Source organism: Acidovorax sp. Root217 (assembly GCF_001428645.1).
Lineage (GTDB): Bacteria > Pseudomonadota > Gammaproteobacteria > Burkholderiales > Burkholderiaceae_C > Acidovorax.
On record NZ_LMIH01000023.1, the window covers coordinates 349 to 23,030 of the forward strand.

Sequence of the window (22,682 nt, forward strand, 5' to 3'; positions counted from 1 at the left end):
AAAAAAACACCAGAAGCAACCACCGCCCCAGCCATTCCAACAGCGATCCAATAGCCCTTCATTTCAACCACGACACAAACTGCATAAACAGGGGATACAGGCTGGCGAGACACTGTGCACACGGTCACCCAGACAGCCAGCCAGTCAAAGGCAGCGCGGTCCGGGTGAGTGGTTTTCTTCTTCAACAGAACCTGCAAGCCCATGAACACCAACACCCTGCACCACGACGACGACACCGCCCACCACCATGGGCTCCAGCACGACCTCAAGACCCTGACCCGCCAGGCCGCCACGCGCCGCAATGCCTTGCGCTGGCTGGCCGTGGGCAGCATGGCGCCCATGTCCCTGCTCTCGGGCAACAGCATGGCCGACACGGCCAGCGACGCATCCACGGTGCTCAACTGGGCCCAGGCCAGCTACCCGCAGTGGTTCCCGGCCAGCTCGGCTGTGGCGCAGAGCAATGCCAATTTCATCTTCCGCTTCTACCCCACCACCGACAACTACCTGGGCGTGAGCCTGCAGGACTCGAACCTGTACGCCTATGGCCGCGAAACCGGCTACGCCTTCCTGAACCTCGGCCCCCTGTCGCACTGGGTGAGCATGGCCGCAGGCGGTGCCACCAGCCAGACCTGCAGCATCATCCCGCAGGAAACCGCCGGCCCCTACCCTGGCGACGGCACCAACAGCAACCAGTCGGGCGTGGCCAATGCGCTCACGCTCTCGGGCATCGTGCGCAGCGACATCCGCCCCAGCATCGGCGGCGCCACCGGCATCGCGGCCGGCATCCCCCTGCGCATCGAGCTGGAGCTGGTCAACGCCGCATCGAGCTGCGCCAGCCTGTCGGGCTACGCCATCTACCTGTGGCACTGCACGCGCGACGGCCTGTACTCGATGTACTCCAACGGCGTCACCAGCGAGAACTACCTGCGCGGCGTGCAGGAGACCAGCGCCTCGGGCGTGGCCACCTTCCAGTCCATCTTCCCCGGCTGCTATTCGGGCCGCATGCCCCACATCCACTTCGAGGTGTACCGCAACCTCGCCAGCGCCACGCGCGGCTCCAATTCCATCCGCACCTCGCAGCTGGCCTTCCCCACCGCCGTGTGCCAGCAGGTCTACACCGCCGATGGCTACAGCGCCAGCGTGCGCAACCTCTCGCAGATCACGTTTGCCACCGACAACGTGTTCAGCGACGGCGTCTCGCTGCAAACCGCCACCGTGACGGGGGACAACAGCGCCGGCTACGTGGCCAAGCTGCGCGTCGGCGTGAGCGGCTGATCCGTCGCACCCCCCTTTTCCCTGCATTCCCGCCCTTGGGTGCTTCCGGCTGGCCGGAGCACCCTTTTTTCATGTTCTGCGGGAACGCGCCACCACCGAATCCGCACTACAGCCAGGCCACCCATCGGCCTACAGCCGCCCCGCCCATGTGCGCCCAGAATGTGCGCACGACACCGGGAGACTTCCATGAGCGCGATTCCACCCAAGGACACCTACCAACTGGTCTTCGACTGCCTCACCGAGCAGGACTCGACGACGGCAGAGCGCACGGCGCGCCTGCTCGCCCAGGTCATCGACCACCTGGAGCAGCGCCGGGAGCTGGACCGCCAGGAAATCGAGGACATGGTCCGCAAGCTCGGCTGACTTGCCACGCTTCGTGCAGGCGGGTATCCATGCGCAGCCAATGCCTTTGGCGCGGCAGGGCCAAAGACCGGTTCAGTAGCATGTCCGCTCACCTGTCAAGGACCTGGATCTACCCATGAATGCTTCGCTTCGCACCACCTCGGCCGTCATCGCCCTGGCCATCGCCGCCCTGACCGTTCCCACGCTGGCGCAGGCCAAGCGCATGGGAGGCGGCAGCAAGCCCGCTGCGGCCCGTCCAGCACCTGCAGCAACCCCGGCCGCCACTGCGGCGCCCAAGGCGCCGGCAACTCCCGCCACCCCAGCAGCTGCAGCAGCTCCGGCGGCTGCAGCCCCTGCTGCTGCAGCGGCACCCGCAGCGCGCCCCGGCATCGGATCCACCCTGGGCGCTGCCGCCGTAGGCGGCGTGGCCGGCGCCATGATCGGCAATGCCATGGCCAGCCCCAGCGCAGACAAGGATGCCAAGGCCAAGGAAGCCAAGGTGAAAGAAGCCGAAGCCGCCGAAAAGGAAGCCAAGGAACTGCAGCGCAAGGCCGATGAAGCCAAGGCCAAGGCCGAGGCGGCTCGCACGGCCGCCAAGTAACAGCAAGCAGCGCTACTCCAGCGCCCTCAGGGCGCCCAGCGCAAAGACGGAATTGGGAACCCCTTCCCGGGGCAGCTGTGGCCGGGGCTTCATGCGCTTGGCAGGGCTGCTCTTTTCTGCGGCCACCGGCATGCGCTCGATGGGTGCCTGCTGGCTCACCAGTTCGGCCACGGACACCGATGCGAGGTACTCCATCACCGAATGGTTGAAAGCCGCCCAGAGCTCCGCCGTCATGGCGCCTTGCGAAGAACTCATCGCATCGACCGGTCGGTTGGAACCACCCGGTTTGCCGACCTCTGAAGCCAGCACGATGTCGGCCACCGAAATGTCGCGCGCGCCGCGGGCCAGCGTGTAGCCGCCGCCCGGGCCCCGGGTGCTGATCACCAGCCCCGCCTGGCGCAGGCCGCTGAACAGGACCTCCAGGTAGGACACGGAAATCTCGTACCGCTCGCTCAGGGCAGACAGTGCCACCGGGCTGCCCACGGAGCGGGACGCCAGGTCCACGATGGCAACGACGGCAAACTTGCTACGGGTGGTCAGGCGCATGGCTTGCTCCGGAAATGGGGGGCGCTGTGGTGGGCATGCACCCCGGTGTTCTTGTTCATGGGGGTCAGGTGGGCAATGGCACCAGGGCCCGCAAACCCGCAAGGGTCGGACAGCCGCTTGGGCAGAAGAAAAGCAGGCACGGTGGCGATTTCCATGGTGAATATCGGGGGCCGGTCGCTGGCGCCACGGGGCGGCGGCGCAGGGAATACCGGTGGGCGCTTCGGTGCAGAGGGGGATGCGGCAACAGCCAGGTGCGCGTGGCGCAAGGCTGCCGGAAGGCAGCCTCCCAGGAGAAACACCGCTTCAGCAGCGAAGGGGGAGCCGGCCGTGGGCCGGACGCTCAGGCGAGGATGCCCAGAGCTTTTGGCGGTTTGTGCGGTGGCGCAATGGCCGCAGAAGACGTTCGCACGGGGGTCAGCGCAATCAGGCCCCTGTCAGCAACCGTGCCGGTATCGGGCAGGGGCGGGGGCTGCAGCAGATCAGGAAAGTCCTGCCGGTCATCGAGCAGGGCATGGTCGTCCGCATCGGAATTGGCACCGGGCGCCTCCTGCCCTGGTGCAGACTGGCTCAGCGCCGCCACGTCCTGCGGATCGAACGACGTGTAGGGCTTGCTGGAACCGACGACGGAAATCCCCACGCACAGCAAAAAGTGCAGGAGAAAGACGGCGACAAGGCTCCGGAACATGGTGGCCAATTATAGGCAGCATGGCGGGCCTCCCGGGCCCGCCACTGACCTAGGGAATGACCTCGATCAAGGAAGGACTTCAAACACCAGGTATTGGTTGCGGTCGGTCTGTGAGTCTGCCGTGGGAAAGTTGTCGTCCGCCACCACCACCAGCGAATCGCGCCCGTTGGCCAGCTTGGGGCCGAAGGTGATGCCTTCCAGATTGGCGATGCCGCCCAGCGGGCCCTTGAGCGTTTCGAAGTCGAGCACCAGGCGCTTGGTAACGGGCGTGTAGGCGGCACCGGCCAGTGCGGGCGTGGTCAGCACGTTCGAGGCGTTGGCGGTGTTGATTTCATACAGGCGGATCTGGTTGCCCACCACGCCCACGGAGAAGCTGCGCTCCAGCACCAGGAAGCGCGTGCCGCTCAGGGCCAGGATTTCCGTGGCACCGCTGACCGTGAACTGGTCCGCTGGCACCGGCACGGCCTGCACCTTGTCGACGGGATAGGCGTACTGCGCCACGGCCGCACCGGTGGCACGGTCGAACATCGTGATGCGCGACACGCTGCCGGCCGTGGTGGTCGATGCCGGGCCATCCTGCAGCAGCGCACCTTCCATCAGCACGGCAGCCCGGCTGTTGTCGGGCGTGAACGCAATGCCTTCAAAAGCGAGGTTGCCACGCGGACCGGTGTTGTCGGCCGACATACGGAACATCGCAGGGATCTGGTACTCGCGCACATGCGTGCCGTCGGGGCGCACCTCGCGGATGAACGGGTCGATGATGCGCGCGGCGCTCGTGCCCGAGGCCAGCGTGCGGTCGCCCTCGCTGACCCAGACATAGTTGCCCGTGGCGCGATCGACGCGCACCGATTCAGGGTCGGCCACGAGCGGATCGGGCACCTTGGGGTACACCGCGCCATTGGGCTGCTTCATGCTGAAGGTCGAGAGGAACTGCACGCCGCTGAAGCTGCTGGCGTCGTAGTTCAGGCGCACGGTGTACATGCGCGGCGCATTCGCCGAATCGGTCGTCGTGCGGTCGTCCGACAGCAGCACGAACTGGTTGCTCTTCTCGTCATAGTCGATGCCCGAGATGCCGCCGACGACGGTGCCCTGGTACTCCATGCGGCGCGGCAGGATCTGCTGGCCGATGAGGCGCAGGGAGCCGACGCTGCGCTCGCCGTTGTTGTCATCGCTGCCGCCACAGGCGGCGAGCAGTGCGGTGGCGGCGCACACGGCGCCCATGGTCCTGATGCTGCGAAGAACTGTCATTGTGGTTTTCTCCCCGTGAGTGAAGCGGGCGAGTCTAGGGAGGGGATGTGACAGAACGGAGACCGGCTCCTGGCGCGAGATGCAGGCACCCGGATGCGGCAAGGCATACAAGTGATGGTAAATTTTCTGGCTATTTACCAGGACACCTTGTGCCGCTGTTGAAACTTTCGTGCGCCAACTGCTCTGCCCCCCTGCAAATCGGAGAGGACCTGGAGCGCTTTGCCTGCAGCTACTGTGGGACCGAGCAGATCGTGGAGCGCTCCGGAGGCATCGTCTGGTTGCGGAAGGTGGAGACCGCGATCAAGGCCGTGCAACGGGGCACCGACCGAACAGCGGCAGAACTCGCCCTGGTGCGCCTGGACCGTGAACTCGTCGAAGCCCAGGCGAGCAAGGCAGCGTTGATCCACGCGGCGAACGCGCAGTTTGCGAAAGCCAACGCCCACCGCAGCAGCATTGCTTCGATCTCGTTCCTGGCTGCAGCTTTGCTGTTCCCCATGGTCGTTGGCCTTTTCGGCAGGCACATCAGGGAGGGGGAGTCCTTGTTCGTCTGGGCCATGGTCAGTCTGGGCACGCCCCTGGCAGTCTACTATTCGATCAAGGCGCCCACCCGCGTCGACATCCAACAGCCCTTGGCGGAAATCGACGCCCGAATCGCCCAGATTGAGGAAGACATCGGTTTGAGCCGTGCCGTTCTGGATGCTCCGCAGACATGACGGTGGTGCAGCGCAGCCAACATGGTTGACCGCCTTCTTCACTACATGCAGGCCCGCCCCGCGCGGGCCTTTTTACGCCCGGTTGCAGCCCGGCGATAGAATCCGCTTTCGCTAGGGGTGTCGGCCTGCGCAAGCAGCTCCGACTGAGAGAGTCCCTTTGAACCTGATTGAGATCATCCTCGCGCAGGGAAGCAGTTCGCATACGCCATACCTGGCGCCCCGCTCCCAATGCCATGGAGCTGGTGCGTTGGGGTCCAGCCAGTACGCTGCCGACCCTGCTCTGTCGTCCATTGATTGAACGGAGAGCCCAAACACCATGTCTGCCCACGTTTCCCCCACCGCCCCCGCCAACGAGGCGCTGGCCCCGGTTTCACCGGACCGCCGCGTCTTCCAGTGGCATGACCATGCCTCGCTCTGGTTCAGCCTGGGCGTGGGCCTGTTGGTCATGCAGGTCGGTGCCTACCTCATGCCCGCGCTGGGCACCAAGGAAGCCTTGATCGCCATCGTCGCCGGATCCATCGTGGGCGCGGGGCTGCTCGGGTGGGTGGCCAAGCTGGGCTGCGACAGCGGGCTGGCGAGTGCGGGGCTGATGCACGCGGTGTATGGCCGCACCTTCGCGAGCCTGCCCATCATCCTGAACATCGTGCAGCTGGTGGGCTGGGGCACGTTCGAACTGGTGGTGATGAGCGAAGCCACCGTGGCCATCGGCCGCCAGTCCGGCAGTATGGCCGGCGGGCAGTGGCCGGTGCTGGCCACGCTGCTGTGGGGCGGCGTGGTGATGCTGCTGATCAGCGCGTCGATGGTGCAGTTGGTGCGCAAGGTGATTGCGCGCGTGGCGCTGCCGCTGGTGGTGCTGTCGCTGCTGTGGCTGAGCTGGCAGTTTCTGTCCCTGGCCAACGCCCAGGGCTTTGCGCAGCTGTGGAACCGGTCTGGTACTGGTGGCATGGGCGTGCTGCCCGCGCTGGACCTGGTGATCGCCATGCCCATCTCGTGGCTGCCGCTGGTGGCCGACTATGCGCGCCATGGCAAAAACGGTGGATCGGCGCTGCGCGGCACCTGGCTGGGGTACGCGCTGGCCAATATGTGGTGCTACACGCTGGGTGTGCTGGTGGCGCTGACCCTGCCGAGCAAGGATCTGGTGCAGGCCCTGCTGCTGGCCCAGGGCGGGCTGATCGCGCTGTCGCTGATCCTGATCGACGAGGTGGACAATGCCTATGGCGATGCCTACTCGGGCGCCGTGTCGGCCCACAGCCTGCTGCCGCGCTGGGGTGTGCGCCGCTGGGGCATGGCCATGGCCGCGGGCTGTACGGCCCTGGCGCTGGTGCTGCCCATGCACAGCCTTGAGCCCTTCTTGCTGCTGCTCAGCTCGGTGTTCGTGCCCTTGTTCGGCGTGATCATCGGCCGCCTGGCCTTTGGCACCAACGCCCCGGCACTGCTGCAGCGCGCGCCCCAGGTCAACTGGCTGCCCGTGGCCATCTGGCTCGTGGGCATTGCGGTGTACCACGTGGCGCCACTGGTGCTGCCGGGCGCGGGCTCTGCCCTGCCCGCGCTGGTGTTCAGCTTCGGCCTGGCCTGGGCAACACGACCCAAAGCCTGATCAGAACACCCGCTGCGCCACCGGCGCATAGCCATGGTTCAGCGGACCATGGCCGCCACCGGTGACCACATTCGCACCGGCGGCAATCGCACCCAGGATGTAGGCACGGGCGTTTTCCACCGCCTGCTGCAGCGGCTGGCCCAGGGCCAGGTGCGAGGCGATGGCGGACGACAGCGTGCAGCCCGTGCCATGGCCGTTGTGCGTGGCGATGCGGGCAGACTGCAGGCGGTGGCCAGGGTGACCCGGGGTGGCCAGCATGTCCACCACCCAGTCGCCGGGCAGGTGGCCGCCCTTGAGCAGTGCAGCGCGCGCGCCCAGGCCCAGCAGGTCTTGCGCGGCCTGCTCCAGGTCATCCAGGCCCGCCAGGGTGCGGCCCAGCAGCCAGCCCGCTTCGTCGAGGTTGGGGGTGATCACCTCGGCCAGGGGGAACAGCTCCCGCACCAGCACGGCCACGGTCTCCTGCGCGATCAGGCGGTCGCCGCTGGTGGCGACCATCACCGGGTCCAGCACCACGTGGGGCAGCCGGTATTCGCGGATGGCATCGGCCACCACGCGCACCACCTCGGGCGAATGCAGCATGCCGATCTTCACGGCGTCCACGCCGATGTCCTGCACCACGGCGTCGATCTGCGCCTTGAGCATGTCGGGCGGAATGCCGTGGATGCCGGTTACGCCCCGGGTGTTCTGCGCGGTGATGGCGGTGATGGCGGTCATGCCGTAGCAGCCCAGCGCGGCAAAGGTCTTGAGGTCGGCCTGGATGCCTGCGCCGCCCCCGCTGTCGGAGCCGGCGATCGAGAGCACGCGCGCATAGCGCGGGGCCGTGGAGGGCCCTTGGGGCGCGTTGGGGGAGGCAGAAGTCATGGGCGAAAATTATCCTTGATCCGGCAGCCGCCCTACCAGTCCATGACCTGGGTCAGCGCCGACCCGGAGGGTTGTGCTGTAATTGCGGCTTACGGACGAAACAGGGGTGTCCCGCCCATGCGGCGCGCGACTGAGAAATACCCTGGGGCCTGCGTACACGCGGCCCCGCTACCCGATCCAGGTCATGCTGGCGTGGGGAGTTTCCACAGTGACGGAAAGCCATCCCGTTTTGTCCACCTGTTGCACAGCTGGACGCATGAACCTCCCTTCCTCCTCGTCGTTTGCCATCCTGGGCGCTGGCCTCATGGGCCGACTGCTGGCCGTCGAACTGGCGCGCCAGGGCCACGCCGTGGACATCTACGACGCCGCGGGCCCGGCGGCCGAGCAGTCGGCCGCCACGGTGGCCGCAGCCATGCTGGCGCCGCTGGCCGAGTCGGCGGTGACCGAGCCCGGCGTGGTGCGCATGGGCCAGCATGCCCTGACGCGCTGGCCGCAGTTGCTGGCACGGCTGGAGAAACCCGTCTTCTTCCAGCAGCAGGGCACGCTGATCGTCTGGCACCGGCAGGACGCGAGCGAAGCCCAGCGCCTCACGCTCCAGCTGCAGGCCAACAACCGGGCCATTCCCGAACTGCCCCCGCTGGAATTGCTCGACGGCACGGGTCTGACCACCGTAGAGCCGGCGCTGGCTGGCCGCTTCACCAAAGGCCTGTACCTGCCCGGCGAAGGCCAGCTCGACAACCGCCAGTTGCTGGCCGCCCTGTTGCACGAAATGCAGCGCCTGGGCGTGCACACGCACTGGCATGCGCCGCGCCACCCCGACGACTTTGCCCCCGGCGACCCGGGCCAGCCCGACTGGGTGCTGGACTGCCGTGGCCTGGGTGCACGCGACCCGTGGCGCGCCCTGCGCGGCGTGCGCGGCGAGGTGGTGCGTGTGCACTCACCCGAGGTCACGCTGCAGCGCCCCACGCGCCTGGTGCACCCGCGCTACCCGATCTACATCGCCCCCAAAGAGGACCACCTGTTCGTGATCGGTGCGACCGAGATCGAGTCCGACGACCTCTCGCCCGCCAGCGTGCGCTCCACGCTGGAGTTGCTGAGCGCCGCCTATGCCGTGCACAGCGGCTTTGCCGAGGCGCGCATCGTCGAGGTGGCCACGCAGTGCCGCCCCACCCTGCCCGACAACCTGCCCGCCATCCGCCAGCAGCGCCCGCGCGTGCTGGAGGTCAACGGCCTGTACCGCCACGGCTTCATGATCGCACCGGCCATGCTCGACGTGGTGATGGAGTTGCTCGCTGCGGGCCAGTCCCGGCTCGCCCCCCGATTCGATCTGAACCTGCAATTGCTGCAGCAGCCCCAGGAGGCTGCTGTCGCTGCCCTTTTGCCATGAACGTTTCCATCAACCAGACCCCGCACGAGCTGCCCGAGGACGCTACTGTCGCCTCTGCCGTGGCCGCCATCGCTGCCCGCCCCCCCTTTGCCGTGGCCGTGAACACGGTCTTCGTGCCCAACAGCCGCTATGCGGCGCACACGCTGAACCCGGGCGACAAGGTCGAGGTCATTTCCCCTGTAACAGGCGGCTGAGCACACCCCCACCACCATGACAACACCCGCAATCAACGACCCCCTGGTCCTGTACGGCCAGACCTTCGCCAGCCGCCTGCTGCTGGGCACCTCGCGCTACCCCTCGCCCGCCGTGCTGGAAGCGGCGGTGCAGACCGCCCGCCCCGCCATGGTCACGGCCTCGCTGCGCCGCCAGGGCAGCAACCCGGCCGAGTCGGGCAGCAGCTTCTGGGAGCTGCTGCGCCGCCTGAACGTGCCGGTGCTGCCCAACACCGCTGGCTGCCACAGCGTGCAGGAGGCCATCACCACCGCGCAGATGGCGCGCGAGGTGTTCAACACGCCGTGGATCAAGCTCGAGCTGATCGGCGACGACTACACCCTGCAGCCCGACACGCTGAACCTGGTGGGTGCTGCCGAGCACCTGATCAAGGAAGGCTTTCAGGTGCTGCCCTACTGCACCGAAGACTTCGTGCTGTGCCAGCGCCTGGTGGACGTGGGCTGCCAGGCCGTGATGCCCTGGGCCGCACCCATCGGCACGGGCCGCGGCCCGGTGAACCCCTATGCGCTGCAGATGCTGCGCGAGCGGCTCAAGGTGCCCATGCTGGTGGACGCCGGCCTGGGCCTGCCCTCGCATGCCTGCCAGGTGATGGAATGGGGCTACGACGGCGTGCTGCTCAACACCGCCGTGGCCCTGGCGCAAGATCCCGTGGCCATGGCCGGCGCCTTTGCCAACGCCGTGCATGCCGGCCGCACCGCGCGCCTGGCCGGTGCCATGACCGCGCAGGATGCAGCCCAGCCCAGCACGCCCGTGCTCGGCACCCCTTTCTGGCACCACGACGACCATGCCTGACACCGCACCCACCGAACTGGCCAAGGCCATCCTCGCGCACCACGCTGCCACGTTTGCAGGCTTCAGCGCCGAGCCGGTGCCGGCACCCACGTCCAGCGAGCCGGCCTACCTGGCCGCCCTGCAGGCCGCCAGCGCCCTGGGCTTCATCGCCCACGATGCCGAATGCATCGCCCGCGCCTGGCAGGCACGCACTGTCCGCACGGGCGCCGTGAGCCCCGAAACCTGGCCCGACGCACCTGAAGACTTCGGCCTGCAGGCCCTGCCCCGCGCCCACGCATTCACGGCCTGCCCCAAGGACCTGGGCCTCTACGCCGTGCTGCCCGATGCCGCCTGGGTGGGCCGCATGGCGCGCGCGGGCGTGCCCACGGTGCAATTGCGCTTCAAATCGGACGACCCGGCCGCCATCGACCGGGAAGTGAACGCTGCCGTTCAGGCGGTGCAGGACACCGGTGCGCTGCTGTTCATCAACGACCACTGGCGCGCGGCGATCAATGCCGGTGCCTACGGCATCCACCTCGGACAGGAAGACCTCGATGCCCTGAGCGCGGGCGACCTGCAGACCCTGCGCAACTCGGGCCTGCGCCTGGGCGTGAGCACCCATGGCTATGCCGAGATGGTGCGCGCCGATGCCGTGGGGCCGAGCTACATCGCCATGGGCGCCGTGTTCCCCACCACGCTCAAGAAGATGGCCACTGCGCCGCAGGGCGTGGGCCGGCTGCAGGGCTACGCGCGGCTGCTGCGCAGCTACCCGCAGGTGGCGATCGGGGGTATCGGTGCAGAGCAGTTTCCCGAGGTGCTGGCCACGGGCGTGGGCTCGATTGCCGTGGTGCGTGCGCTGGTCAACGCGCCCGACCCTGAGGCCGCCGCCGCAGCGCTGATGCAGGCGATGCAAGGCTCTTAGCAACACCCCAGGCCCACAAGCGGCCCTGTAAAAACAGGCCTTGAAGGCCTGTTTCTTTTTCTACTTCTTGCGTTCGTCGTCGTCCTTGCGCTGCTCCAGCTCCAGGCGCAGCTCCATGAGGTCGTTCTCCGCCCCGAAACCCACGGCCTGGCCGGCCGGCGGAGGGGGCGTGACCGGCACGGGCGGCAGATCGCTCAGCGTGAGGTGCAGGGGCTCCGACAGGTCCACGTCCAGGTTGATGGACGACCTGGTGTAGGTTGCCGGCGGATGGCGCGGCTGCGCGGAAGTCAGCGGTGCGGGGGAGGAGGAAACCCCCACGATGGGCGACAGACCCGATGCAGGCTCCAGCGTCAGCTCGGCAGGCCCGGAATGCCGTACCACCGGCGCCGGGGCGGGCGCGGGAACCTCACCGAAATCGAACTCCAGGCTGGCGGCCAGCGAATCGAGCGGAAAGTCGGGTTGCGTGTTGTCCAGCGGCGACAGATGGCTCAACCCCTTCTCGGCAGCGGCCTCGAACGAGTCCTCCACAGGCGTGGTGCGCTTGCGCGGCGGCGGTGCGCCCCGCGCGCTCGACGGCGTGGTCTGCGCAATGCCCAGCAGCAGCAGCAGGTCGTCGTAGGCGGCCAGATCGAAGGGCTCGGCCGCCTGGTTGCCCGGGCGGTGGAACAGAAACTTGTCCAGCGTGTGCAGCACGGCCGGTGAGCTCCACTCGGCCTCGACCTCGGCCAGCGCATCGGGGTAGCGGTCCAGCGGACGCCCCTGGCGGTTGAAGGCCGAAAACTCGGGCACCTTGGCGTTGAAATAGCGCATGAACTGCGCACGCAACTGCATGAAGTCCTCGGCCCGGCTCAGGGTGTGGAACAGGCGCAGCAGCTCCAGGTAGGCCACAGGCGTGGTTTCCTTGTGGTCAACGATGTGCTTGCGCAGCACCTCCACCGCCTGGTTGTGCTCGCCCACCGAGACAAAGAACTCGGCCTGCTGCTGGATGTCGAACAGGTCATCGGGGTTGACGATCTGCAAGGCCCTTGCCGGCTCGACCGCAGGGGCTGGCGCCTTGGCCTGAACTGGCACCCGGGCGGCCGCAGCCGCCACCGCCGTCGAGGCGGCATACAGGGGCGCCGGTGCGGAGACCGTCTTGGCGTCCTTGAACAATGCGGCGCTGCCGGATGGCGCCAGCAGATCGCCCTTCATCGAAGGGACGGGCAAGGTTTCGAGCGGCTCCCATCCAGGATCGACCTGCCCTGCCGTGGGTGCGCTGGAGTCCACGGCGCTGACCTTGACCGACTCGCGCCACGATTTTTGCGACAGCGTGGCCTGGCGGTTGGCGCGCTGCCAGACCCAGGCCAGCAGGCCCAGCGCCAGCGCCAGCAAGGCGCCCAGCACGTAGACCACCGTGGCGGGAAAGCGCTCCTGGGCCTCGTCGAGCTGCTGCTGCAATTGCTGCGTGGTGGCCAACTGCTGGGCCGAGTCCGCCTTCACGGCCTTGGCCTCGGCCTCCAGAACGCGCAGGCGCTCGGCATCCTGCGCCAGCGTTTCCGGCGTGGCGTTCAAGGCCTTCCAGGCGGCAGCCGCTTCGGCACGCTGAGGCGAGGACTCCTCTGCCGGGGTCGACAGCAGCTGCGCCGTGGCGCGCAGGGCCACCGGGCTTTCGAGCCACAGATCAAGGGGCTCCAGCACCAGGCGCGGGCCGGCGGCTGCTGGGGCGGGTGCCTGCGCACCGGCGAGCACGCGCGCATTGGTGCGGGCGGGTGCAGTAGCGGCGGCACGCGGGGCACGCACTGCAGCGGCGCTGGCCGGTGCCGCCCGGGTGGGCGCTGCGCCAGCGCCACGGGCTGCTGCACCGGCAGCATTGCGATCGAGTGGGGAAGAAGCACCGGCCAGGCCCGATGCGCCCGCAGCGAGGGTGCCCGGCAGTGCTGCCGGCACCGCCGGCAGTTGCCCAGGGGCAACAGGGGGGAGGCGCGCAGGGGGGTCTGCCAAAAAGGTGTAGCTGCGCGTGACCTTGCCTGCACAGCCTGCGGTGAGCGTGACGGTCAACACGGGCTCGTCGACCACAGAGGTGGTCTGTACGCGGACGGAGGCCGCGCGCCCGGCCGATTCGGCCTGGGGCGTCACGCGCACCCGGGAGGCGCTGATGGGGGTGTCGCCCGCGACCAGGGTGGCACCGATACATGACGATGCGACGTCAGAGCCCTGGTCTGGCTGGATGTCGAAGACCAGATCGACGGGCGAGCCGATCACCACGGCGCCCCGCCCGTTGCCCATTGAAAGCGCCGAGGCGCCCATGGCAACCACCCACAAACCGGCTCCCAGAATGGTGTTACGGATATTCACAATAATTTCTGTTTTGAGCGCAGCCCATTCTTGCACATAAGTGCGCAGGCATGTCCACAGCCATAATGGCGCTATGAAAATTCAGTTTCTCAATGTCGGCATCGTGGGTTCGGGCGCCATGGGTCGCGGTATTGCACAGATCGCTGCCCAGGCCGGCAGCCAGGTTTTTTTGCTGGATGCCCAAGATGGTGCAGCACTTGCCGCCAAAGACAGTATCCACGACCAGTGGCAAAAACTCGTAGGGAAAAATCGCATTTCTGCAGAGCAGGCCACGGCCTGGTCTGCGCAATTGCACATTGTTGACAATGCGGCCGGCCTGGCGCAGTGCGACTTGGTGATCGAGGCCATCGTCGAGCGGCTGGATGTGAAGCGCGGCCTGTTTGCCGACCTGGAGAAGGTCGTCGGCGCTGACACCGTGCTGGCAACCAACACATCCTCCCTGTCGGTCACCTCGATTGGCGCAGGCATGCAGCGGCCCGGGCGCCTGGCGGGCTTTCACTTCTTCAACCCCGTGCCGCTGATGAAGGTGGTGGAGGTGATTGCCGGGCTCAAGACCGAGCCGGCTGTCTGCACCGCCCTGTCGGCCTACGCCAAGCAGATGGGCCACACGCCCGTGCAGGCGCAGGACACGCCGGGCTTCATCGTCAACCACGCCGGGCGCGGCTACGGCACCGAAGCCCTGCGCATCGTGGGCGAAGGCGTGGCCGATTTCGCCACCATCGACCGCATCCTGCGCGACCAGGTGGGCTTCAAGCTCGGGCCGTTCGAGCTCATGGATCTGACGGCACTGGACGTTTCGCACCCGGTGATGGAATCCATCTATCAACAGTACTACGACGAGCCGCGCTACCGCCCCAGCGTGATCACTGCGCAGCGCCTGGCCGGCGGCGTGGTGGGCAAGAAGGTCGGCGAAGGCTTCTACCGCTACGACAAGGGCGTGGCCCAGGTGCCCGCCGAGCCCCCGGTGCCCGTGGTGGCCGAGATCCCGCCGGTGTGGGTGTCGCCCCGCGCCGCACGCCGGGCCGAGCTGTACCAGTTGCTCAAGGACCTGGGCGCCACCATCGAAACCGGCACCTCGCCGTCGCCCACGGCCCTCACCCTCGTGGCCCCCCTGGGCTTTGACGTGACCACCGTGGCCGTGGTGGAGCGCTTGGACCCGGCGCGCACCATCGGCATCGACATGCTGGTGGAAGAAGCCGCCACCAAGCGCCGCGTGCTGGCCACCAACCCCGCCACGCGCGTGGACATCCGCAACGCCGCGCACGCCCTGTTCGCCCGCGACGGCAAGCCGGTGAGCGTGATCCGCGACAGCGGCGGCTTCGTCACCCAGCGCGTGGTGGCCACCATCGTCAACATCGCCAGCGACATCTGCCAGCAGGGCATCTGCAGCCCGCGCGACCTGGAGACCGCCGTCACCCTGGGCCTGGGCTACCCCCTGGGCCCACTGGCCATGGGCGACCGCTGGGGCCCGACCAACATCCTGGAAGTGCTGTTCAACATGCAGACCGTGTATGGCGACACCCGCTACCGCCCCAGCCCCTGGCTGCGCCGCCGCGGTGCCATCGGCCTGAGCCTGACGCACGTCGAAGAAGCTTGATTCGGTACATCCCCCTGAGTCGCTTCGCGCCGTCCCCCTTCTCTCGAATGGCTGTGCAATTCGGGAAGGGGGACGCAGCCAGTGCGGCGGGGCGGCCCTTGCACGGCTGCCCTGGCTTGGGCCGCGCCCTGTTCGATAAGCTGAAGACGATGCGTAGCCCCGTGAAAACCTGACAACAGCCGTCCAAAGCCTTTACCCGGAGACAAGATGCCCGCAGAACTCAAAAGCACCAGCCAGGGCAAGACCCTGGTCCTGACCATCCACAACCCCGAGCGGCGCAACGCCATCGAGCCTGCGATCTACGCCGCCGGCGTGGAGGCCCTGAGCGTGGCCGAGAACAGCGACGACATCCGCAGCGTGGTGATCACGGGCTCGGACAGCATGTTCTGCGCGGGCGGCAACCTGCAGCGCCTGCTGGCCAACCGCCAGGAGCTGCCCGAGGTGCAGGCGCAGAGCATCGAAGGCCTGCACAACTGGATCGAGATGGTGCGCACCTACCCCAAGCCCATCATCGCGGCAGTGGAAGGAGCGGCAGCGGGCGCGGGCTTCTCGCTGGCGCTGGCCTGCGACATGGTGGTGGCCGCGCGCAACGCCGTGTTCGTGATGGCCTACAGCAACGTGGCCCTGTCGCCCGATGGCGGCGCCAGCTGGAGCCTGGCGCAGGCCCTGCCGCGCCAGATCGCCACCGAGATCCTGATGTGCGGCGACCGCGTCCCCGCCGAGCGCCTGCACGCGCTGGGCGTGGTCAACCAGCTGGCCGATCCGGGCAGCGCGCTCGAAGTCGCCATGGCCCTGGCCGAGCGCCTGAACGCGCGCGCACCGAACGCACTGGCCAGCATCAAGGAACTGCTGGGCGATGCGCCCGGCAACCACCTCACGAAACACCTCGCGAGCGAGCGCGACCACTTCGTGAAGAACCTGCACCACGCCAACGGCGGCGTGGGCATATCGGCCTTTCTCGACAAGCGCACGCCGACCTACGAGTAGGCTCAATCGCCCTGCCCTGGGCGCAAACCTTGTCTTCACCGCACACACACGGCCCTTGCACAGGGCCGTGTGTGTTTGCGCTCGCGTTCGCACCAACAGATATCCAAGACGCTCAGGTGACAACCCTGACGCGGCGCGCCGGTCCCTCACGCGACAATGGGGCTGTTTCTAGTCACGCAAAAGACAGGCCATGGACGACCCGATTCTTACCATCGAAGAACGTGAAGCGATCAACTCAGGTCGCTGGTTTTCATCCCTATCACCTTCTCTACGCCACGACATCCTCCGATGTGCCTACGTCAAACGCTTCAAGGATGGCGGCCTCATAGCCGCCCGCGGGGACCCGCCCGAGGAGTGGATTGCGTGCGCGCGTGGTGCGGTGCGGGTGAGCTCCACCTCTATCTCGGGCAAGCAGATCACGCTGACCTACGTGGAGCCGGGCATCTGGTTCGGCGACGTGGCGATCTTCGACGGGGACCGGCGCACGCACGATGCCTATGCCCATGGGGACACCACCATCCTGTGCGTGGCCAAGGCCGATTTTCGCAAGATCCTGGCGGCGCACACCGAGCTCTACGAAGCCATGCTGCGCCTGCATGCACGGCGCATACGCCAGCTCTTCGGCCTGGTGGAAGACCTCAACACCCTGCCCCTGCGCTCGCGCCTGGCCAAACAGCTGGTGCACCTGGTGCGCAGCTACGGCGTGCCCAGCCTGTCGGACGGCAGCGAGATGCGCATCGGCCTGCAACTGGCGCAGGAAGAACTGGCGCAACTGCTGGGCGCATCGCGCCAGCGCGTGAACCAGGAACTCAAGTCGATGGAGCGCGAGGACGCCATCCGCATCGAACCGGGCGGCCTCGTCATTCGCGACCGAGAAGCGCTGATGCGCATCGCGGACGCCGATACCTGAATTGGGCCGCAGCGAAGGCCGGCACGGCCCTCGCCACCCTCAAGAACACCACCGCCTGCGCCTGCCGGTGGACAGAGACAAGCACGCGACAACCCGCGTGGGGAACCCCAATACATGAGCAATTTTGACCACTTCGTCGGCACCCGCGCGGTGTCGGAGCAGCACGCATTCGACGTCGACGCCCTCACCGCCTGGCTCACCACCCACATGCAGGGCTTCGAAGGCCCGATGACCGTGGAGATGTTCAAGGGCGGGCAGTCCAACCCCACCTACAAGCTGGTGACCCCAAAGGCAAGCTACGTGATGCGCGCCAAGCCGGGCCCGGTGGCCAAGCTGCTGCCTTCGGCCCACGCGGTGGAGCGCGAGTTCGCGGTGATGAGCGGCCTGGCGGGTACCGATGTGCCCGTGCCGCAAATGCATGTGCTGTGCGAGGACGAGTCGGTGATCGGCCGCGCCTTCTACATCATGGAATGCATGCAGGGCCGCGTGCTCTGGGACCAGTCGCTGCCCGGCATGACACCCTCCGAGCGCGGCGACATCTACAACGAGATGAACCGCGTGATCGCCGCGCTGCACAGCGTGAAGTTCGCCGAGCGGGGCCTGGCCAGCTATGGCAAGCCCGGCAACTACTTCGACCGCCAGATCGGCCGCTGGAGCAAGCAGTACGTGGCCTCCATCACCCAGCCCATCGAAGAGATGGACCGGCTCATGGAATGGCTGCCCGCGCACATGCCGGCCAGCGCGCGCGACGAGGGCCATGTTTCCATCGTGCACGGTGACTACCGCCTGGACAACCTGATGTTCCACCCCACCGAGCCGCGCGTGATCGCCGTGCTCGACTGGGAGCTGTCCACCCTGGGCCACCCGCTGGCCGACTTCAGCTACCACTGCATGAGCTGGCACATCCCTGCCGGCATGGGCCGCGGCATCGCGGGCATGGACATCGCGGCGCTGGGCATCCCCGACGAGGACAGCTACATCCGCCTGTACTGCGAACGCACCGGCATCACCACGCCCGAGGCGCTCGCTGCCGACTGGAACTTCTACCTGGCCTACAACATGTTCCGCATCGCCGCCATCCTGCAGGGCATTGCCAAGCGGGTGGAGGCAGGTACCGCCTCCAGCGCCCAGGCCAAGGCCTCGGGCGACACCGCACGGCCCATGGCCGAGCTGGCCTGGTCGTTCGCCCAGCGCAGCTGACCGCCGATGCGGCCCGAATTTCTTCCACGAATTTTTTGACGGAGACTCCCCATGGACTTTGACTATTCCCCCAAGACCAAGGACCTGCAGGCCCGACTGCTCCAGTTCATGGACGAGCATATCTACCCCAACGAGGCGGCGTACAAGAACGAGCTGGCGGCCAACACGGCCGCAGGCAAGCGCTGGACGGCCCTGTCCACCATCGAGAACCTCAAACCCAAGGCCCAGGCCGCCGGCCTGTGGAATCTGTTCCTGCCGGTGGACAGTGCCGCCGCATCGGGCTATGCAGGCGCCGGCCTGACCAACCAGGAATACGCCCCCCTGGCCGAGATCATGGGCCGCGTGCCATGGGCCAGCGAAGTGTTCAACTGCTCCGCGCCCGACACCGGCAACATGGAGACCATCGCCCGCTACGGCGACGATGCCAACAAGGCGCGCTGGCTCAAGCCGCTGCTGGAAGGCAAGATCCGCTCGGCCTTTGCGATGACCGAACCCGACGTCGCGTCGAGCGATGCCACCAACATCGAGACGCGCATCGAGCGCGATGGCGACGAGTACGTGATCAACGGCCGCAAGTGGTGGATCTCGGGCGCGGCCGACCCGCGCTGCGCCGTGTTCATCACCATGGGCAAGAGCGACCCCGACGCCCCCCGCCATTCGCAGCAGAGCATGGTGCTGGTGCCCGCCGATGCCAAGGGCATCACCATCATCCGCCCACTCAACGTGTTCGGCTACGACGATGCGCCCCACGGCCATGTGGAGATGACCTTCGAGAACGTTCGCGTGCCGGTCTCCAACATCCTCTTGGGCGAGGGCCGCGGCTTCGAGATCGCCCAGGGCCGCCTTGGCCCTGGACGCATCCACCACTGCATGCGCCTGATCGGCCTGGCCGAGCGCGCCCTGGAACTGATGTGCAAGCGCGCCAGCTCGCGCATCGCCTTCGGCAAGAGCGTGGCACAGCAGACCGTGACGCAGGAACGCATCGCCGAGGCCCGCTGCAAGATCGACATGGCACGCCTCTTGACCCTGAAGGCCGCATGGCTGATGGACGTGGCCGGCAACAAGGTCGCCAAGACCGAGATCGCCATGATCAAGGTGGTGGCCCCGAGCATGGCCTGCCAGGTCATCGACTGGGCCATGCAGGTGCATGGCGGCGGCGGCATGTGCGACGACTTCCCGCTGGCCTACGCCTACGCCGGTGCGCGCACCCTGCGCTTTGCCGACGGCCCGGACGAAGTGCACCGCAACGCCATCGCCAAGTGGGAGCTGGGCAAGTACGGCGCCTACGGCCGCGATGCCGGCGTGCCCATCACGCGCGGCAGCTGAGCAAGCCCTGCCCCTGCGCGCAGCGCAGGGGCTCTGCGCTGGCGCACGGCGTCAGCTTGGTTCAACGAGCGCAGAAGCGATGCGCACCTCACCGGTCAGCAGCTTGTGCACCGGGCAGGCATTGGCCACCTGCAACAGGCGCTCGCGCTGCTCCTCGCTCAGCGCGCCCGACAAAGTGATCGTGCGCGTGATGTCGCTGCCGCTGGCGGGCGTGCCGGCGGGGTTGAGCTGCAGGGCCACCTCCACACCGGCCAAGGGCCATTGCTTGCGCGCAGCGAACATCTGCAGGGTGATGACGGTGCACGCCCCCAGGCTCGACAGCAGCAGGTGGAAGGGGGAAGGCCCGGCATCGGCCCCGCCAATCTCCGCAGGCTCGTCGCCCAGCCAGGTATGCCCGGCCTCATCGACCAGAGTTACGGTGTAAGGGGTGGTCCCGCCAATGGCGCGGACAGAGGGTGTGGTCATTCGAAATCTCTATGGAACGCAGGCCCTGATGATAGGAGCACTGCGAGCCCCGGCGCCGCAGGCGGGAGATTCGCAGAAGCCTGCCCCCTGAAGGAGGGACCGCAGGTCAGGAATCCAGGTCCACCGGCGGTGCCGGCAGGTGCTGCGCGGCGGCCTGGGCTGCCGTCAGCAGCACCGAACGGGCATGGACGATTTCGGACAGGGAGCGGCGCGTGTGCTCGGTGCGCAGGTAGACCCGGCCGCGCGCAAGCATCAGCACCATGGGGGTTTCCGAGCGCAGCGCGCCCTGCTCGCCCTCTACCGCGTTGAGCAGCTCGGACACCAGGTGCGCGTGGATCCAGCGCTCGGCATGCTCGATGCGCTCGGCCACCACGGCGAAATGGCGCCGGAACGAGCCAGGCAACTCGGGCCAGGACACCTCGTCGAACATGGACAGCCAGCGCATCTCCTCCGGTAGGCGCGCGTCCACGCTGGTCTGCAGGCTGTCGGTGATGGCGTTGTAGGCATGGCGCTCGAGCGCGTCGCGCAGCGGGCGGTTGAGCACCAGCACGGCGGCGTCGGGGTCGGCATCCACGTCGGCGCGCCCGCGCAGTTCCAGCCCCAGGATGTAGTCGCGCGTGGAGGTGCTGCCCTCCAGTCGCCAGGGGCGGCCCAGTATGTCGCCCCCCACGTCGAAATGGCCTTCGACCGGCTGCGGCACGCTGTGCAAGCCCTGCTCTGCGATCCAGCGGGCCAGTTGCGCGCCGGTGACCGGTCCCGCATGGCCCAGAGTGGAATCAGCGTCGGCGGCGGTGCCGGCAAAAGCCTGGCGAATGCGATCGAACATGGTGGTCACAGGCCCGGGGGCCTTGCGGAAGTCGCGGGTAGCGCCATTATTGGCACAAACCGCTACGATTGGGGGGCACCATGACCTGCCCAACCGATATCGCCTCCCCCGTCCGTGAATTTTTGGCGCTTTCAAGCGCACAGCAGCCCTGCGCCGTGCCGCGCCGCGCCCTGCTGGCCAGCGCCGGAGTGTTGCTGGCAGCGGCCGCCTGGTCACCCGCTGCCCTGGCGGCGGCTGACCCGTGGAGCCGCTCAGGCGCCTCGGTGGATGCACAGCGCCTGGTGCGCTGGGTGGCCGCCAGCGCCAACCACCAGGGCATGGCCTTTGCCGTGATCGACAAGCCTGCCGCCACCATCCACGTGTTCGGCCCCGCAGGCGGCTACGCCGGCAGCGCGCCGGTGCTGCTGGGCTCGGCCCTGGGCGACCGCTCGGCACCTGGCATCGGCCAGAAGCCGCTGTCACAGATCCGGTCGCACGAGCGCACCACGCCAGCGGGCCGCTTCGTGAGCGAGCCCGGCAGCAACCTGCAGGGCCATGACATCGTGTGGATCGACTACGATGCAGCCGTCTCGCTGCACCGTGTGCGCGGCGCCCCGGCCGAGCGCCGCGTGCAGCGCCTGGCCAGCCCCGTGCTGGCAGAGCGGCGCATCAGCAATGGCTGCGTGAATTCGCCCGCCGAGTTCTACAACCGCTGCGTTGCGCCCTGGTTCGGGCGCGAGGCGGGGGTGGTGTACGTGTTGCCGGACTCGGAGCCGTTCGCCACCTTTTTCCCGGCAGCGGATGCGGCCTACCCTCTCGCCAACCTGCCCTCCTGAGCCTCGCGTCAGGCTGCAGCGGTACCGAGCCTGAACACCGGCCGGCGGGTACCCACCTCGATCCCCTTCGGATTGACCAGGTGCGCCGAGCGGCGAGTGGCCAGCGCAGAGCGCTGCGCATCGCTGAGCCAGCCGAGCTGGTCCATCACTTCGACGGCCGCCGCCACCTGGGCGGGCATATTGCCATCCATGATCTTGAGCGCGAAGGCCTCGCCCCGACTGCGGCTGCCCACCACCTGCACGCCATCGGCCCCGGTCTTGGAGACCCAGTCTCCGGCGCCCACGCGCATGAAGTCGAGGTCGTGCCGACCCGTGCCCGAGCCCAGCTCGGGCCGTACCACCATGGCATCGGCCAGCGCCGTGAGGCTCTCGTCGAGATCGGTGTCCGGCGCACCGCCGGCCAGGCGTGCATAGCCGCGCGCCAGGTTGGCCAGCGGCATGGCGTAGTTCGGGGCCGAGCAGCCGTCGGTGCCGGCGGCCAGGTCATTCACTTCCAACCCCACGGCCTGGGCCACATAGCCACGGATCGCTGCCTGCAGCGGGTGCCCGGGGTCCAGGTGGTCGTCCAGCGGCAAGCCCTGCTGCACACAGTAAGCGACGAAGCCGGCGTGCTTGCCGCTGCAGTTGTTGTGGCGTTCGTCGGGCACGAAGTCCGCCGGCAGGGAGCCGAGCCCCAGCTCGGCAAACAGCGGCCGGTGGCAGCCGCAGCGCAGCGCGTGGTGGGTTTGCCCCACGCTGGCCAGCATGTGCTCCACCTGCGCCACATGCATGGGCTCGCCGTTGTGGCTGGCGCACAGCAGCGCCAAGTCGGCAGGGCCCCAGCCCAGCGCACGGGCACCGCCCGACTGCATGAAGGGCAGCGCCTGGAAAGCCTTGATGGTGGAGCGCGTGAACACCACCGACTGCGGGTCGCCCACCTGGGCGAGCAGCCTGCCCGCGCGGTTGGCCACGGCCACGGCACCCCAGTGCTGGCATTCGACCAGGGCGCCCCGGGTCACTTCGATCAACGGTACGAAACCCATGGAAATCCTTGGAAACTGTTC

General features: G+C 67.8%; 24 protein-coding genes and 2 riboswitches. Of the genes, 15 read left to right on the top strand and 9 right to left on the bottom strand.

Translation table 11 applies throughout. The features are described 5' to 3' along the window. The coding region (locus ASE31_RS32735) for a hypothetical protein (protein WP_235514695.1) at window positions 1-185 on the bottom strand (185 nt) is incomplete at its 3' end. 16 nt (window positions 186-201) lie between these two features. Here ASE31_RS32735 and ASE31_RS31850 point away from each other — a divergent pair. From ASE31_RS31850 to ASE31_RS19915, 3 genes are all read left to right on the top strand, one after another. Then, window positions 202-1,275: an intradiol ring-cleavage dioxygenase gene (locus tag ASE31_RS31850; protein ID WP_157412591.1), complete on the top strand. Its 1,074-nt coding sequence runs from the start codon at window positions 202-204 to the stop codon at window positions 1,273-1,275. A 186-nt stretch (window positions 1,276-1,461) separates the two neighbouring features. After that, on the top strand, window positions 1,462-1,638 hold the full coding sequence (locus ASE31_RS31855) for a hypothetical protein (RefSeq protein ID WP_157412592.1): 177 nt from the start codon (window positions 1,462-1,464) through the stop codon (window positions 1,636-1,638). Window positions 1,639-1,753: 115 nt separating this feature from the next. Next, the gene (locus ASE31_RS19915) at window positions 1,754-2,218 is read left to right on the top strand and encodes a hypothetical protein (RefSeq protein ID WP_057203550.1); all 465 of its coding nucleotides are present in this window, start codon (window positions 1,754-1,756) and stop codon (window positions 2,216-2,218) included. A 12-nt stretch (window positions 2,219-2,230) separates the two neighbouring features. Here the strand turns inward: ASE31_RS19915 and ASE31_RS19920 are convergent, their stop codons facing one another. The 3 genes from ASE31_RS19920 to ASE31_RS19930 form a co-directional block, all read right to left on the bottom strand. Continuing rightward, complete coding sequence (locus tag ASE31_RS19920) at window positions 2,231-2,764, bottom strand: Rrf2 family transcriptional regulator (RefSeq protein WP_057203551.1); 534 nt, start codon at window positions 2,762-2,764, stop codon at window positions 2,231-2,233. A gap of 340 nt (window positions 2,765-3,104) precedes the next feature. Continuing rightward, entirely contained in the window at window positions 3,105-3,449 is a 345-nt protein-coding gene (locus tag ASE31_RS19925; RefSeq protein WP_157412593.1) for a hypothetical protein, read from the bottom strand. A gap of 66 nt (window positions 3,450-3,515) precedes the next feature. Continuing rightward, window positions 3,516-4,697, bottom strand: a complete 1,182-nt coding sequence (locus ASE31_RS19930) for an esterase-like activity of phytase family protein (protein ID WP_200961141.1) — start codon at window positions 4,695-4,697, stop codon at window positions 3,516-3,518. A gap of 149 nt (window positions 4,698-4,846) precedes the next feature. Between ASE31_RS19930 and ASE31_RS19935 the strand changes: the two genes are divergently transcribed. Beyond that, window positions 4,847-5,410, top strand: a complete 564-nt coding sequence (locus tag ASE31_RS19935) for a hypothetical protein (RefSeq protein ID WP_057203554.1) — start codon at window positions 4,847-4,849, stop codon at window positions 5,408-5,410. A 103-nt stretch (window positions 5,411-5,513) separates the two neighbouring features. Then, window positions 5,514-5,617, top strand: a riboswitch (TPP riboswitch). A gap of 109 nt (window positions 5,618-5,726) precedes the next feature. After that, a complete protein-coding gene (locus tag ASE31_RS19940; RefSeq protein WP_057203555.1) occupies window positions 5,727-7,007 on the top strand; it encodes a cytosine permease in 1,281 nt (426 codons plus the stop codon). Here ASE31_RS19940 and thiD read toward each other — a convergent pair whose 3' ends face one another. Beyond that, window positions 7,008-7,868 (bottom strand): bifunctional hydroxymethylpyrimidine kinase/phosphomethylpyrimidine kinase, encoded by an 861-nt coding sequence (gene thiD / locus ASE31_RS19945; RefSeq protein WP_057203556.1) that lies wholly within the window; start codon window positions 7,866-7,868, stop codon window positions 7,008-7,010. It lies immediately after the preceding gene. 92 nt (window positions 7,869-7,960) lie between these two features. Then, window positions 7,961-8,084: riboswitch (TPP riboswitch) on the top strand. A gap of 40 nt (window positions 8,085-8,124) precedes the next feature. Between thiD and ASE31_RS19950 the strand changes: the two genes are divergently transcribed. The 4 genes from ASE31_RS19950 to ASE31_RS19965 are packed head-to-tail and all read left to right on the top strand — an operon-like array spanning window position 8,125 to window position 11,179. After that, complete coding sequence (locus tag ASE31_RS19950) at window positions 8,125-9,255, top strand: FAD-dependent oxidoreductase (RefSeq protein WP_057203557.1); 1,131 nt, start codon at window positions 8,125-8,127, stop codon at window positions 9,253-9,255. Beyond that, window positions 9,252-9,449, top strand: coding sequence for a sulfur carrier protein ThiS (thiS, locus tag ASE31_RS19955; RefSeq protein ID WP_057203558.1), 198 nt, complete (start codon window positions 9,252-9,254; stop codon window positions 9,447-9,449). Before ASE31_RS19950 ends, thiS begins: the two co-directional genes overlap by 4 nt. Window positions 9,450-9,465: 16 nt before the next feature. Beyond that, window positions 9,466-10,278 (top strand): thiazole synthase, encoded by an 813-nt coding sequence (locus ASE31_RS19960; protein WP_057203559.1) that lies wholly within the window; start codon window positions 9,466-9,468, stop codon window positions 10,276-10,278. Next, window positions 10,271-11,179: a thiamine phosphate synthase gene (locus ASE31_RS19965; RefSeq protein WP_057203560.1), complete on the top strand. Its 909-nt coding sequence runs from the start codon at window positions 10,271-10,273 to the stop codon at window positions 11,177-11,179. Before ASE31_RS19960 ends, ASE31_RS19965 begins: the two co-directional genes overlap by 8 nt. Window positions 11,180-11,239: 60 nt before the next feature. On the opposite strand, the gene ASE31_RS19970 is transcribed toward ASE31_RS19965, so the two are convergent. Beyond that, on the bottom strand, window positions 11,240-13,513 hold the full coding sequence (locus ASE31_RS19970; protein WP_235514697.1) for a FimV family protein: 2,274 nt from the start codon (window positions 13,511-13,513) through the stop codon (window positions 11,240-11,242). Window positions 13,514-13,586: 73 nt separating this feature from the next. On the opposite strand from ASE31_RS19970, the gene ASE31_RS19975 reads away from it, so the two are divergent. The 5 genes from ASE31_RS19975 (at window position 13,587) to ASE31_RS19995 (ending at window position 19,533) form a co-directional block, all read left to right on the top strand. After that, window positions 13,587-15,110, top strand: coding sequence for a 3-hydroxyacyl-CoA dehydrogenase (locus ASE31_RS19975; RefSeq protein ID WP_057203562.1), 1,524 nt, complete (start codon window positions 13,587-13,589; stop codon window positions 15,108-15,110). A 207-nt stretch (window positions 15,111-15,317) separates the two neighbouring features. Beyond that, the gene (locus ASE31_RS19980) at window positions 15,318-16,097 is read left to right on the top strand and encodes an oxepin-CoA hydrolase, alternative type (RefSeq protein WP_057203563.1); all 780 of its coding nucleotides are present in this window, start codon (window positions 15,318-15,320) and stop codon (window positions 16,095-16,097) included. 190 nt (window positions 16,098-16,287) lie between these two features. Further along, window positions 16,288-17,007, top strand: coding sequence for a Crp/Fnr family transcriptional regulator (locus tag ASE31_RS19985; RefSeq protein ID WP_057203564.1), 720 nt, complete (start codon window positions 16,288-16,290; stop codon window positions 17,005-17,007). Between the two features lie 114 nt (window positions 17,008-17,121). Next, window positions 17,122-18,207 carry a phosphotransferase gene (locus ASE31_RS19990; RefSeq protein ID WP_057203565.1) on the top strand — a complete coding sequence of 362 codons (1,086 nt, stop codon included), beginning with the start codon at window positions 17,122-17,124 and terminating at the stop codon, window positions 18,205-18,207. A gap of 51 nt (window positions 18,208-18,258) precedes the next feature. Further along, window positions 18,259-19,533, top strand: coding sequence for an acyl-CoA dehydrogenase family protein (locus tag ASE31_RS19995; protein ID WP_057203566.1), 1,275 nt, complete (start codon window positions 18,259-18,261; stop codon window positions 19,531-19,533). Between the two features lie 51 nt (window positions 19,534-19,584). Here ASE31_RS19995 and ASE31_RS20000 read toward each other — a convergent pair whose 3' ends face one another. Both ASE31_RS20000 and ASE31_RS20005 read right to left on the bottom strand, forming a co-directional pair. After that, complete coding sequence (locus ASE31_RS20000) at window positions 19,585-19,998, bottom strand: OsmC family protein (RefSeq protein WP_057203567.1); 414 nt, start codon at window positions 19,996-19,998, stop codon at window positions 19,585-19,587. Between the two features lie 106 nt (window positions 19,999-20,104). Further along, on the bottom strand, window positions 20,105-20,824 hold the full coding sequence (locus tag ASE31_RS20005; RefSeq protein ID WP_057203833.1) for a hypothetical protein: 720 nt from the start codon (window positions 20,822-20,824) through the stop codon (window positions 20,105-20,107). An 80-nt stretch (window positions 20,825-20,904) separates the two neighbouring features. Between ASE31_RS20005 and ASE31_RS20010 the strand changes: the two genes are divergently transcribed. Next, a complete protein-coding gene (locus tag ASE31_RS20010) occupies window positions 20,905-21,639 on the top strand; it encodes a hypothetical protein (RefSeq protein WP_200961142.1) in 735 nt (244 codons plus the stop codon). Between the two features lie 8 nt (window positions 21,640-21,647). Here the strand turns inward: ASE31_RS20010 and ASE31_RS20015 are convergent, their stop codons facing one another. After that, complete coding sequence (locus tag ASE31_RS20015) at window positions 21,648-22,661, bottom strand: asparaginase (protein WP_057203569.1); 1,014 nt, start codon at window positions 22,659-22,661, stop codon at window positions 21,648-21,650. Window positions 22,662-22,682 lie beyond the last annotated feature (21 nt).